The following is a 12565-nucleotide window of genomic DNA, read 5'->3' on the forward strand; positions in this document are numbered from 1 at the left end:
TTTCGATGCTGGACGAACTGCATTCCGGACGCGTGGCCGTCATCGGCGACGTCATGGTGGATCGCTACATCACCGGCTCGGTCAGCCGGATCTCGCCGGAAGCGCCCGTCCCGGTGCTGCTGCACGGCAACATCCGCATCGTCGCCGGCGGCGCCGCCAACGTCGCCGCCAATGCGGCAGGCCTCGGCGCAGCGGTGACGCTGGTCGGCTATGTCGGCGCGGATGTCGAGGCAGACGAGCTGCGCACCGTGCTCGGCGAGTATCCGGCCATCCACCTGAACCATCTCGTCGTCGACAGGACCCGCCCGACGGTCACCAAGACCCGCGTCATGAGCGGCCGCCAGCAGATCGTGCGCATCGACGCGGAGAGCCCCGGCGCGCCCGGCGCGGAAGCCGAGGCGAACCTGATCGCCGCCGGCAGGGCCGCCATCGCCGAGGCCGACGTCGTCGTCCTGTCCGATTATGCCAAGGGCGTGCTTTCCGACGCGGTGATCATCGCGCTGATCGCCGAAGCCCGGACGCGCAACGTCCCGGTGATCGTCGATCCGAAGCGCCGGACCTTCGATATCTATCGTGGCGCGACGCTGGTGACGCCGAACCGCAAGGAACTGTTCGAAGCGACCGGCCTCAACGACGACACCGACGACGAGGCGGTCCGGGCTGCCGCGGCAGCCGGCCTGCAGTTCGATGGCGACGTCCTGGTCACGCGCGCCGAGAAGGGCATGACGCTGTGGCGCCAGACCGGGGCGGTAACGCATGTCCCGACCGAGGCGCGGGAGGTGTTCGACGTTTCCGGCGCCGGCGACACCGTCGTGGCCGCGCTGGCCGTGGCGCTTGCCTCCGGCCTGCCGCTCGAAACCAGCGTCGTCACCGCCAACGCGGCCGCGGCGATCGCCGTCAGCAAGCTCGGCACGGCCGTCGTGACCCGCGCCGAACTGGTCGCCGCGCTCGATCGCACCAGCCACGCCGAGGATCACGCCGGCGCGCTCGTCTCGCGCGAGGACGCGGCCCGGATTGTCGCCCGCTGGCAGGCGCGCGGCTCGCGCGTCGTCTTCACCAATGGCTGCTTCGACCTTCTCCACCCCGGCCATATCGCGCTGATCGAGGCCGCGGCGAAGGAAGGCGACCGGCTGGTCGTCGCCCTCAACACCGACGCCTCCGTCAAGCGCCTCAAGGGGCCGTCGCGGCCGCTGCAGGACGAGCAGGCGCGGGCCCGCGTCATGGGCGCCCTGCGCGCCGTCGACCTTGTCATCCTGTTCGACGAGGACACGCCGCTCGAAGCCATCCAAGCGATCAAGCCGGACGTGCTGGTCAAGGGCGCCGACTATCGCGAGGATCAGGTCGTCGGCGGCGATTTCGTCAAGGCGCGCGGCGGCAAGGTCGTGCTGGCCAATCTGATCGCCGGACGCTCCACGAGCGCCCTCGTCGCATCGGCACGGTCATGAAGAGCCTCGCCTACGCCAGGGCCTGGGCGATCGAGTCCGCGCTGCCGCTCTGGGCCGGTGCCGGTTTCGACGAGAAGCGCGGTCTGTTCCATGAGCGCCTCGATTTCGAGCGCCGGCCGATCGCCCTGCCCGCCAGCCGGCTGATGGTTCAGGCCCGCCAGATCGCCACCTTCTCGCGCGCCAGTCTCAAGGGCTGGCACAAGGGCGCCGACGAGGCGGTCGTCACCTGCCTCGCCAATGTCGAACGGCTCTATCATCGCGGCGACGGCCATCCCGGCTGGATCTTTTCCATCGACGCCGACGGAAGGCCGGCGAGCCGGGTTCGCGACCTCTACGCCCATGCCTTCATCCTCTACGCGCTCGCCTGGAGCCATCGCCTGACCGGTGATCCGCATGCGATCCGGCTGGCCGACGAAACGCTCGCGGAAATCGACGTCGTGCTGGCGGCGCCGCATGGCGGTTTTCTCGACGCCGCGCCGTCGATCGACCCCACCCGTCGCCAGAACCCGCACATGCATCTGCTGGAAGCCGTGCTGGCCCTTTACGAGACGACAGGGCGGGCGCGTGACTTCGCCCGCGCCGAGGCGCTGGTGACACTGGCGCTCGAAAGGCTGATCGATCCCGAGAGTGGCGCGCTGCTCGAGGATTTCTCGTCAGACTGGAAGCCGCTGCAGCCGCGCGGCGAGAATCGCGTCGAGCCCGGCCACCAGTTCGAATGGTACTGGCTGTTCGGCGAGTATCGCCGTCTCGGCGGCGTCGTGCCGGAATCGGTAACCGACGCGCTGCTGATGTTTGGTATCGACAACGGTCTTGACCAGGCGACCGGCCTGATCGTCGATGCGGTGACCGACAGCGGCAGCGTGTTGATCCCGAGCTTCCGCTCCTGGCCGCACGCAGAGGGTGTCAAGGCGCTGGTGACGGCGACCGCCGCCGGCCACCCCGGCGCCGCCCAAATGGCCGATCATCTGATGGCGAGCCTGCTGACCTTCGCGCCGGATTCGCTCGAAGGCGGCTGGATGGATCGGATCGACGCCGACGGCACGCCGCTCGTCGACCACATGCCGGCGTCGACGCTCTATCACATGATGGGCGCGATCTTCGAAGCCGACCAGGCCTTCGGGTCAGACGCTACCGAGTGAGGCGAGCCGCAGACGCCGCGCGAGGGCGCTCCAGACGCGATCCGGCGCCTGGTCGGCCATGCAGGGCGGACCCTCGCCGAAATCCGGCTTGATCCGGCAGCGCGCCTGCTCGCACGGCGCACAGTCTCGCGTCGACAGGAACTCCTCGACATCCGGCCCGACAAGGCCTGTCAGCCCGGGATTGGTCGGGCCGTAGAGGCCGATCGTCGGGATGCCGAAGGCTGCAGCGAGGTGGCCGAGGCCGGTATCGACGGTGACGACGCCGGCCGCATTGGCGATCACCGGGATGATGCTCTCCAGCCCGCCCGCGGGCACCTGCTCGACATTCGGCATGTCGGCGGCGATCCTGCCGGCGCGCTCGGTCTCGGTCGCGCCATGGGCGAACAGCTTCACGCCAAGCCCGGCCGCGCCGCAGCGTTCGGCAACGCCACGCCAGCCCTCGACGGTCCAGGTCTTGGTAGCCCAGCTGGTGCCGTGGATCAGCACGACGCCGTCGCCGCTGCGCGTGCGGATGCCGGTATTGGCGAAATCCGGCACCAGGCCCGCATCCGCCGCCGTCGTCGGCATCGGATAGCCGAGCGACTGCGCGAACAGCTTGCGGATGCGCGTCACCATGTGCTCGGTCTCGGGGATGTCGTGCCCGACCTGGTAGAACCACGTCGCCATGGCCTCGCGGGCGCTACCCTTGGCGAAGCCGTGGCGTGGGGTCACGCCGGAAAACACGCCGACGAGCGCGCTCTTCATCAGGCCCTGGGCATCGATCAGAAGGTCGTAGCCGCCGCCCCGAAGCATGCCGACGGCGTCCTTCATCTCGGCGAAGGTCTCACGCGGCTTCCTCTTCATCCGGCGGATCGGCAACGCAATGACGTTTCGCACCGACGGATGAAGGCGCGCGAGCGGCGCAAAGGTCTCGTCGACGACCCAATCCAGCTCAAGGCCGGAAATCGCACGCGCAGCGTCCGTCACCGCCGGATAGGTGTGGACGACATCGCCGAGCGACGACAGTTTGACGAGAAGAACGCGCATCATGACCCTGCTGGGGATCAGCCTTCAATAGCCAATGCCGCAATCGCGCCGGCTTCGCAAGCGTCGGCGATCGCCGGTTGACCCTGCCTCGCATAGTTTTTACCAATAGTGAAACTTCATGCGGGAGACGACAATGACACGGCTTGCCACCCTCCAATCCATGCTGCGCCAGAACGGCGTCGACGCGGTGGCGCTCGGACCGGGCCCGCACATGGCCTATATCGCCGACGTCCACCCGCATGCCGACGAGCGGCCCTGTCTGCTGATCGCGACGCCGGCCGGCGCCGCCATCCTGATGCCGGAACTGAACGCCGACGAGATGCGCCGGCAGACCGACCTGCCCTTCTTCACCTGGTCCGACGCGACCGGCCCGCAGTCCGCACTTGCCGCGCTGATCCAGTCGCTCGGCATCGAGAAGGGCACCAAGCTGGTTCAGGTCGACGAGACGATGCGCGCCGATTTCGCGCTGCTCGTCATCGAGGCGCTCGGCCAGCCCAAGACTGCGTTTGCCGCCGAGAGCGTCGGCCGGATGCGTCTTTCCAAGGATGAGGCCGAGAAGGCCGAAATCCTGCGCAACGCCGAGATCGATGACCGCGCCATGGAAGCCGCCTTCGCGGCGATCCGGCCGGGCGTCACCGAACGCGAGATTGCCGACGCGGCGCGCGCCGTGTTCGAGGAAGCCGGCGCCACGCCGCTCTTCACCATCGTCGGCGCCGGCGGCAATGGCGCTTTCCCGCACTATGCGACGGGCGACCAGCCGGTGGCGGTCGGCGACGCTATCGTCATGGATATCGGCGCCCGCTCCGGTTCGTTCTCGAGCGACCTGACCCGTATGGCCTTCGTCGGCACGCCGAGCGAGGAATATCTGAAGGTCCATGCAGTGGTCGAAGCGGCCGTGCAGGCGGCCTGCGCCGCGGCGCGTCCCGGCGTCGCCGCCCGCGAGGTCGACGCGGCGGCGCGCGGCGTGATCACGGCGGCGGGCTATGGCCCCTATTTCACCCACCGCACCGGCCACGGCCTGGGTCTCGAAGGGCATGAACCGCCCTATCTGACCTCGACGAGCGACACGATCCTGGAGGAAGGCATGGTGTTCTCGATCGAGCCCGGCATCTACCTGCAGGGCAAGTTCGGCATTCGCCTGGAGGAGATCGTCATCCTCGAGGCGGACGGCCCGCGCATCGTCAGCCGCCTGTCGCGCGACGTCTTCGTCGCGCCAGCCGAGGCATGAGCATGAGCGCCGACGTCGACGATCCCTTCACGCTCGACGTCATCGCCTCGTCGCTGTCGGCGGCGGCGGACGAAATGTTCGCCGTGCTGCGCAAGGCGGCGATGAGTCCGATCATCTACGAAGTGCTCGATGTCGGCACCGGCATCACCGACGCGCGCGGCGAGCTGGTCAGTTCGGGCGCGGGCATCCCGACCTTCGTCGGCATGCTCGACAAGGCGGTGAAGGCGATCATCGCCCTCACCTCGCCCGACGACATCCAGCCCGGCGATGTCTTCGCCACCAACGATCCCTATTTCGGCGGCGTGACGCATCTGAACGATGTCGTGCTGGCGATGCCGGTCTTCGCCGAGGGGCGCCTTGTCGCCTGGACCGCGAATGTCGGTCACTGGAGCGATCTTGGCGGCGCCGTGCCCGGGTCGATGTGGACCGAGGCACGCGACATCTTCGCCGAGGGCCTGCGGCTGCCGGCGGTGAAGCTCTTCGAGGCGGGCAAGCCGATCAAGCCGGTCTTCGCCATCCTCAAGGCGAATTCACGCCTGCCCGATCTCCTTGAAGGCGATCTCTGGGCCTCGATCGCCAGCGTCCGCAAGGGCGCCGAGCGGGTCGAGCGCCTTGTCGATTCCTATGGCGCGGCAACCGTCGAAAACGCCATCGCGGGGATGTTCGCCTATGCCGAGGCGCGGTCGCGGCAGGGACTGGCGCTGCTGCCGAAGGGCCGGCTGCAGGTCGAGGAACGGCTGGACGATGGCTCGCTCTGGCGCGCCGCGATCGAGATCACCGAAGATCGCTTCATCGTCGATCTGCGCGACGCGCCGGACGAAAGCGCCAAACCGAACAATCTGAGCCGCGACGGCGCGATCATCGCCTGCCAGCTGATCTTCAAGATGGCGACGGCGCCCGACATGGTCTGCAATGCCGGATCGTTCCGCCCGCTGGAAGTGTTGACCCGCGAAGGCTCGATCTTCGATCCGCGCCCGCCGGCGCCGCAGGGCTACTATTTCGAAACCCGCGTGCGCCTCTACGACATGCTGTGGCGCGGCCTGGCCGAGGCGTCCCCCGAGCGCATGCCGGCCGGCCATTTCGCCTCGATCTGCTCCATCGTCGTCGCCGGCCGGCATCCGGCCCATGGTCGCCGCTTCACCCTGGTCGAGCCACAGGTCGGCGGCTGGGGCGCGACGGCGACCCGCGACGGCATCAACGCGCAGTTCTCGGCCGGTCACGGCGACACCTACAACTGCCCGGTCGAAATCGCCGAGGCCCGCTACGGGCTCGACTATCGCCGCCTGTCGCTGAACGACGAACCGGGTGGCGACGGCCTGCACCACGGCGGCAAGGGCATCGTGTCGGAATATGCGGTGCGCGGCACGGAGACAGTGATGACGGCCGGCTTCAGCCGCAGCGTCGAGCCCGTCTGGGGCCTGAATGGTGGCGAAGCGGGCACCACCAATCGGGTCGAGATCCTGCGCACGGACGGTTCCGTCGAGCGCCATGCGGTGGCAAGCGCGGTTCCGGTCGCGCCGGGAGACAGCATCCGTATCACTACGGCGCAGGGCGGCGGCTGGGGCAAGCGGGCTTAAGCCAAAGGGTGGCAAGCGCCGAAGCCGGCGCTCGCGTTTCCTTCGGTCGAGAAGTTCCTATGCCGTGACGGGCGTCGGCTCGTTCAATGCGCGCCGGTGCGAGACAGCCGCCCACAGCACCACAGCGGCGCCGAACTGGTGCAGCAGGGCGAGGTCGAGCGGCACCACGGCGATCAGGGTTGCAATACCGATGCCGGCCTGCGCGGTGACGAGCAGCGCCAGATGGCGGGCGCGCCGGGCCGCTGCCGAACGGGGCACCAGCTTCCAGGCCTGAAAGGCATGGATCAGCGCGGCGATAAACAGCAGATAGGCGACGACGCGATGGTCGAACTGCACCGTCATCGCGTCCTCGAACACGCTCCGCCACTTGGGATCGTAGTCATAGACGCCAGTCGGGATGAAATTGCCGGCCATCAGCGGCCAGGTGTTGTAGGTCAGCCCCGCCTTCAGGCCGGCGACGAGACCGCCGAGGAAGATCTGCAGAAAGACGACCACGACCATGAAGGTCGCCATGCCCTTGAGCGGCGCGGAGGCCTTGCGATTCTCGCCGCGATCCGGCGCCAGTCCGCGGCTGATCCAGACGGCGGCGCCGAGGATGAAGCAGGCGATAATGAGATGGATCGCCAGCCGGTACTGACTGACGCTGATACGGTTCACGAGGCCGCTGGTGACCATCCACCAGCCGATGGCGCCCTGCAGGCCGCCGAGCGCGAACAGGCCGAGCAGGCGCGGCACCAGCCGGCGCTCGATCCGGCCGGTGGCCCAGAGCAGGACGAAAGGTACAAAGAAGACGACGCCGACCAGGCGCCCGAGCAGGCGGTGGCCCCATTCCCACCAGAAGATCTGCTTGAACTCGTCGACCGTCATGCCCTTGTTGACGATCTCGTATTGCGGAATCTGCTGGTATTTGGCGAATTCTTCCTGCCACTCGACATCGCCGATCGGCGGAATCACACCATGGATCGGCTTCCACTCGGTGATCGAGAGACCCGAGCCGGTCAGGCGCGTGGCGCCGCCGACGACGATCATGGCGATGACCATCACGATGACGGCGCCGAGCCAGATGCGGATCAGCGCGCGGTCGCGCTGCCTGTCCCGCACAGGGGACTGCTTCACCGTGCTGTTCGCCGCCAAACCATCCATCGCCATCGCGCACCTCAAGAGATCTCGACGGTTGGGCTTAGCGGCTCGGCGCGCCGCGGACAACAGACCCCGCCCCCGGCGTACCAATCGGCCGCGCGACATCCGGTCGCGCAATGTTAGGCCCTGCCAAGGTCGATCACGGCCTTTGCGGTTCGGCGGCGAACGCGCTATGCCCTCGGCCAAGCCCTCCCCAGCAGCAGGTCATGCACGAAAGGCCAGACATGCCCATCCGGCTCCGCAAATTCATCGGCATGATCGCGCTCGTGGTTCTGGTGATCGTCTATGCCTTCGTCGCCATGGTGATCGCCCAGCTGAAACTGCCGGAAGCACCGCGCTGGGCACAGATGCTCTACTATGTCGTCGTCGGGCTCGCCTGGATCTTCCCGGCCGGCGCCATCATCGCCTGGATGCAGAAGCCTATCGAGCCGAAGCGCTAGGATTCCGGCCGACCCAGCCACGAATCCGCCGCTCCAGCGCGATCGGAACGCCGGAAAGCAGCAGGTCGATATAATGAGCGGACTGATAATGGCCGTTCATCGAAATCCGCGGCAGCGCCGTCAATCGGCTCCTGGGACCGAGCACGCCGCGTCGCGTCGTCACTGCGGTGGCGAAGCCGAGCTCGGCGGCAAGATCGAACTCGCGCTGCCCTGCCGAACGGAGCGAGCCATAGGGATAGGCGAAATGGCGCGGCCGCTTTCCCGTCATCACCTCAATCCGCTCGCGGCTCTCGATCATCTCGCGGCGGGCGCGGCGCGGATCCAGCCTCGCCAGGGCGTAGTGACCGACGGTATGAGCGCCGATCGTCGCCAGCGGGTCGGCGGAGAGCGCCCGGATCTCGTCCCAGTCCATCATCTCCTGTGCCAGCATCTGCCGCGTGTCGATGCCATGCGCCGCCGCGATGCGCCCGATCGCTGCGCGCTGCTCGTCCTCGCCGACATTGCACAGCTCCCGGGCGAGCGTCCGCGCCGCGACGCGCTTCTCCGAAAGGCTTGTCGCCGGCAGGTCTAGTTCGCGGTCGCCGATCCGCACCTGCACGCGCCGGGTGCGCTCGATCAGCAGAACGATGACCTCCCACCAGGGAACCGCCGTCCCGTCGATCAGTCCCGTCGACACATAGACCGTGAAGGGCGCCGCTTCCGCCTTCAGGATCGGATAGGCGTCGGTGAAATTATTGCGATAGCCGTCGTCGAAGGTAAGGACCACGAACCGGCCCCCGCGTTCACGGTCAGCCAGTCGGCGCCTCGCTTCGTCGAGGTCGACGATATCCAGTCCATGGACACGGGTGCGCTGGATGACCTTGGCGAGAAACCCGGGCGTGACCTCGAGATGGGCATTGGGCTGGAAACGCGAAGGGCTGGCCGGCCGAACGTGATGGAACATCAGGATCGCGCCGGCGCCGCGCGCATGCGGCGCGAACAGTCGATGCGCGCCGCTCCAGTAGAGCGCGTTCAGGCCTGCCTTGTAGCCGGTAGTCTTCAGCCCATGCATCGGTGATCCCAGCCCGCCCGCGCCGTATAGCCGCCGCTGCGTCATACGAACCCGATGTTTACGATAGGTTGATATCGTTGCAAGAACTTATGGCAACCGTGGAATCGCACGCATGGACGGATCAGACGCGCAGGCGCCGACGAGACGCATCGCCGTTACGGATCTCGACATTTCCATGCATGCCTCGCCACGCGCCATCGCGGACGACTGGCGAAGGCTGGAAGGATCCCTGCAGGTCTCCGTCTACCAGAGCTTCGACTGGATCGATTGCTGGACGGAGGCGGCGGCCGGACCGCAGCGCATCCGGCCTGCCATCGTCGCGATCCGCGATCAGGGGCGTCCGCTTGCCATCCTGCCGCTCGGCATCGAAAGGATCGGCCCGCTGCGGATCGGCCGCTTTCTCGGCGGCGAGCATGCGAATATCCGCATGGGCCTGTTCGATCCCGCCTTGTCGGCCACGCTCGACAGGACATCGACTTTGGCCCTGCTGAGGCGCGTCGCCAAGACGATCGGCCGCATCGACCTCTTCGATCTCGACGCCCAGCCGCGCGAATGGGCGGGGGCCGCAAACCCGCTGGCGGCCCACACCGAGGCCGCACCCGCGCGCTGCGATGTCGGCATGATGCGGCTGGAGCCGGACTTCGCCGCCGTGCTCAAGGCGCATCGGGGCGCCAAGAAGGCCAAGAAGCGCCGCTGGCAGACCAACACGCTCGAACCCGTCGGTGGCTTCCAGTTGCGACGCGCCGGCTCGGAGGCCGAGGCGCTCGCCATTCTCGATAGCTACTTCGCCCAGAAGGCGGCGTGGTTCCGCGCCCAGGGCATCGACGACAGCTTCGCCGAGCCGGGCGTCGCGGAATTCTTCCGTGCCCTCGTCCGCCGCCGTTGGAGCGGAGACAGCAGCTTCGTCATGGAACTCGACGCGCTGGAGATCGATGGCGGCATCCGCGCCATCCTCGGCAGCGGCACCCGGTCCGGACGCCTGAGCGGATATTTCATGTCCGTTTCGGATGACGACTGGCGGCGGGTCAGCCCCGGTGAACTAATGCTCTACGAGGTTATCGCCGCGAGTTGCGAGCGGGGCCTGACGGCGCTCGACCTCGGACGCGGCGACGAGCGCTACAAGGCGTCCTGGCTGGACGTCGTCGAACCGCATGTGCGCGCCATCGTCCCGGTGACGCCGGCGGGACGGGCCGCCGCGACCGTCTTGCGCCTCGCCGATCGTGCCGAGCGCGCCGTCCGCGACAATCCGAAGCTCTGGAGATTGGCGAAGACCGTCCGGCGTTGGCGCGGCCAGGCCGAGAAGCCCGGCGCCGCCGAATCGGACTGATCAGGCGACGGCGTCCTCGAGCTCCGGATCCTCGGCGACAGTTGGCGCCTCGGCGATCAGCACCATGACCTCGGCCGAAGTTGCCGCCTTCATCGCCTCATAGGCGCGTGCCGCGCGCGGATCGCTGGCGCTGCCGTCGGCAACGACGATCACGGCGCCGGACTGCGCCGCCAGCTGAAGTGCCATCTCGGCGTCCGCGTCGAGCAGGATCTGGTCATAGGTCTGGTCGAGCGCATCGAGGATGCTGACAAAGCGCTCGCCCTTGGCCGTGTCCGGGCCGAATTCCAGGAGGCCGTGCGGGATGAGGTGGGCCCGCGAGCGGCGGTCCCGGAAGATCACCTGCGCGAACGAGGCGATCCCGGCGAAGAGATCGGTGAGGCCCGGCAGGCGATCGCCCGCCGACATCGCCTTGCTGTCCGCCCCGTCGGCATGGAGATCGATCAGGAGCACGCGGTTGCCGCGACGCGACAGCGCGCGGGCGAGCGCGACCGCCGCGAGCGGGCGGCCGGTCGAACCCAGCTCCGCCATGGAAACCAGGACGCGGCGCGCCTTCGATTCGACCACGTGGTCGACGATCGAGTTCAGCGAATCCTGCGCCTCGGCGGTCAGGCCGCGCGCCAGGGCGGGCATCGGCGGATCCAGCGGCTGCGGCTCCGTCGCTTCGTCCTGCCAGCGAATCTTGCCGTCGACCGGAACGGCGTCGGCGACCATCGGCGGCGCGCCGATCGAGATGCGGCGGAGCGCCCGGCCAGAGGTAAGCTCGCGGATCATGATGACGGCGATCGCGAGCAGCAGCAGCGCCACGGTGGCCGCCGCCGTGATCGGCAGCTTCTTCGGGAAGGTCGGCTCCAGCGGCACGGCGGCGCGCGAGATGATGCGGGCGTCCGCCGGCAGGTAGTTGCCGTCCTGGCGCGACGAAGCCTCGCGATAACGCTTCAGATAGCTCTCGAGCAGGTCGCGCTGCGCGGTCGCCTCGCGCTCGAGCGCCCGAAGCTCGACCTCGTCATTGTTGGTCTGCCCGGTCGCCGCCTTGGCGCGGGTGATGTCCTGACCGATATCCGCCTCGCGGGCACGCGCCGTCGCCGCCTCGCCGTCGAGGCTCTGCAGGATACGGGTCACCTCGCGGCGAACCTGGCCGTCGAGGTCGCCCAACTGGGCGTTCAATTCGCGGATGCGCGGGTGCGCCGGCAGCAAGGTCGCCGAAAGCTGCGCGATCTGCGCCCGGAGCGCCACCTGCTGCTCGCGCAGGCGCTGGATCAGCTGCGAATCGCGCACATCCGGCACGTCCGGCGTCGCGCCGCTGGCGAGGCTCTTGCGGACCATGTCGGCCTTGGCCTCGGCGGCGGAACGGGCGGCGACGAGACGCGCCAGCTCGGCGTTCAGATCATTCAGCTTCTGCTGCGCGAGCGAGGTGTTGTTCTGCCCGCCGGAAAACAGGCCATGCTCGGTGCGGAAGGCCTCCACCTTGGCCTCGGCACTGGTGACCTTGGTGCGCAGTTCGGCGATCTGCGATTCAAGCCAGCGGGTGGCATCGGCGTTGGTCGAGCGCCGCGCCTCGCGTTCCAGCGCGAGATACTCGTCGGCAACCGCATTGGCGACCCGCGCGGCAAGCTGCGGGTTGGTCGAAGAGAACCCGACCGTGATGACCCGGGTCTTGTCGATGGAGAAGACGTCGAGCCGATCGGCGAAACGCTGCAGCACGCGCTCTTCCACCGAGCCCTCGGGCACGGGCCGGCCGAGCCCGATCCGGACCAGCATCTGGTCGAATCCGGGCAGGAAACGCGGTTTGTTGAATTCCTTGAGCGAGGCGAGGCTGAGCGAATCGACGACCGTCGTCGCCAGGTCGCGCGACCCGATAAGCTGGACCTGGCTGGCGACGCCCTCGGAATCGAGAAGCGCCCTCACCTCCTCGGTGCCGGTCCCGGCGCGGGTGATTTCCGATTCGCCGCTCTCGATCAGGATCTTGGCTTCGGCCGAGTAGCGCGGCGTGACGAAATTGAGGCCGACATAAAGCGCGCTGGCGAACAGGACAGCAGCCAGCAGCAGCCATGGCAATGCGCGCAAAAGCGCGCCGAACAGCGCCCTGACGTCGAGCTCGACATCATCGATTTGCCCCAACCGGCCATCCGTCATAATCGCGCCCAGTCTCCCTGCCGACGCGGCATGATCGTAAGTCAGGGTAACTACTGCGT

10 protein-coding genes are annotated in these 12565 nt (G+C 68.0%); 6 read left to right on the forward strand and 4 right to left on the reverse strand.

What is annotated here, in order from left to right; translation table 11 throughout:
• Nucleotides 1-5 precede the first annotated feature (5 nt).
• Nucleotides 6-1445, forward strand: a complete 1440-nt coding sequence (gene rfaE1, locus OSH07_RS05425; protein WP_266337597.1) for a D-glycero-beta-D-manno-heptose-7-phosphate kinase — start codon at nt 6-8, stop codon at nt 1443-1445.
• On the forward strand, nt 1442-2584 hold the full coding sequence (locus tag OSH07_RS05430; RefSeq protein ID WP_266337598.1) for an AGE family epimerase/isomerase: 1143 nt from the start codon (nt 1442-1444) through the stop codon (nt 2582-2584). Before rfaE1 ends, OSH07_RS05430 begins: the two co-directional genes overlap by 4 nt.
• On the opposite strand, the gene waaC is transcribed toward OSH07_RS05430, so the two are convergent.
• Nucleotides 2567-3613: a lipopolysaccharide heptosyltransferase I gene (gene waaC / locus OSH07_RS05435; protein ID WP_266337599.1), complete on the reverse strand. Its 1047-nt coding sequence runs from the start codon at nt 3611-3613 to the stop codon at nt 2567-2569. The two genes, OSH07_RS05430 and waaC, sit on opposite strands and share 18 nt — an antisense overlap.
• Before the next feature lie 130 nt (nt 3614-3743).
• Here waaC and OSH07_RS05440 point away from each other — a divergent pair, with 130 nt between their 5' ends.
• Together OSH07_RS05440 and OSH07_RS05445 are read left to right on the forward strand one after the other, a co-directional pair.
• Entirely contained in the window at nt 3744-4838 is a 1095-nt protein-coding gene (locus OSH07_RS05440) for a M24 family metallopeptidase (protein WP_266337600.1), read from the forward strand.
• Nucleotides 4839-4840: 2 nt separating this feature from the next.
• A complete protein-coding gene (locus OSH07_RS05445) occupies nt 4841-6415 on the forward strand; it encodes a hydantoinase B/oxoprolinase family protein (RefSeq protein ID WP_266337601.1) in 1575 nt (524 codons plus the stop codon).
• Nucleotides 6416-6472: 57 nt separating this feature from the next.
• Here the strand turns inward: OSH07_RS05445 and OSH07_RS05450 are convergent, their stop codons facing one another.
• Nucleotides 6473-7564: a COX15/CtaA family protein gene (locus tag OSH07_RS05450; protein ID WP_266337602.1), complete on the reverse strand. Its 1092-nt coding sequence runs from the start codon at nt 7562-7564 to the stop codon at nt 6473-6475.
• Nucleotides 7565-7779: 215 nt separating this feature from the next.
• Between OSH07_RS05450 and OSH07_RS05455 the strand changes: the two genes are divergently transcribed.
• Nucleotides 7780-7995: a DUF2842 domain-containing protein gene (locus tag OSH07_RS05455; protein ID WP_266337603.1), complete on the forward strand. Its 216-nt coding sequence runs from the start codon at nt 7780-7782 to the stop codon at nt 7993-7995.
• Here OSH07_RS05455 and OSH07_RS05460 read toward each other — a convergent pair.
• Nucleotides 7976-9046, reverse strand: a complete 1071-nt coding sequence (locus OSH07_RS05460; protein WP_266337604.1) for a polysaccharide deacetylase family protein — start codon at nt 9044-9046, stop codon at nt 7976-7978. The genes OSH07_RS05455 and OSH07_RS05460 overlap by 20 nt on opposite strands.
• A 112-nt stretch (nt 9047-9158) precedes the next feature.
• Here OSH07_RS05460 and OSH07_RS05465 point away from each other — a divergent pair, with 112 nt between their 5' ends.
• Nucleotides 9159-10373 (forward strand): GNAT family N-acetyltransferase, encoded by a 1215-nt coding sequence (locus OSH07_RS05465; RefSeq protein ID WP_266337605.1) that lies wholly within the window; start codon nt 9159-9161, stop codon nt 10371-10373.
• Here the strand turns inward: OSH07_RS05465 and OSH07_RS05470 are convergent, their stop codons facing one another.
• Nucleotides 10374-12491: a GumC family protein gene (locus tag OSH07_RS05470; RefSeq protein ID WP_266337606.1), complete on the reverse strand. Its 2118-nt coding sequence runs from the start codon at nt 12489-12491 to the stop codon at nt 10374-10376.
• Nucleotides 12492-12565 lie beyond the last annotated feature (74 nt).

It is taken from the genome of Kaistia nematophila (assembly GCF_026343855.1).
In the GTDB taxonomy this organism is placed as follows: domain Bacteria; phylum Pseudomonadota; class Alphaproteobacteria; order Rhizobiales; family Kaistiaceae; genus Kaistia; species Kaistia nematophila.

What these genes read in the sequence shown, in the direction of transcription:
- OSH07_RS05455 (WP_266337603.1), top strand. Translation starts at nt 7,780, where the DNA reads ATGCCCATCCGGCTCCGCAAATTCATCGGCATGATCGCGCTCGTGGTT.
- OSH07_RS05460 (WP_266337604.1), bottom strand. Translation starts at nt 9,046, where the DNA reads ATGCATGGGCTGAAGACTACCGGCTACAAGGCAGGCCTGAACGCGCTC.
- OSH07_RS05450 (WP_266337602.1), bottom strand. Translation starts at nt 7,564, where the DNA reads ATGGCGATGGATGGTTTGGCGGCGAACAGCACGGTGAAGCAGTCCCCT.
- rfaE1 (WP_266337597.1), top strand. Translation starts at nt 6, where the DNA reads ATGCTGGACGAACTGCATTCCGGACGCGTGGCCGTCATCGGCGACGTC.
- waaC (WP_266337599.1), bottom strand. Translation starts at nt 3,613, where the DNA reads ATGATGCGCGTTCTTCTCGTCAAACTGTCGTCGCTCGGCGATGTCGTC.
- OSH07_RS05445 (WP_266337601.1), top strand. Translation starts at nt 4,841, where the DNA reads ATGAGCGCCGACGTCGACGATCCCTTCACGCTCGACGTCATCGCCTCG.
- OSH07_RS05430 (WP_266337598.1), top strand. Translation starts at nt 1,442, where the DNA reads ATGAAGAGCCTCGCCTACGCCAGGGCCTGGGCGATCGAGTCCGCGCTG.
- OSH07_RS05440 (WP_266337600.1), top strand. Translation starts at nt 3,744, where the DNA reads ATGACACGGCTTGCCACCCTCCAATCCATGCTGCGCCAGAACGGCGTC.
- OSH07_RS05465 (WP_266337605.1), top strand. Translation starts at nt 9,159, where the DNA reads ATGGACGGATCAGACGCGCAGGCGCCGACGAGACGCATCGCCGTTACG.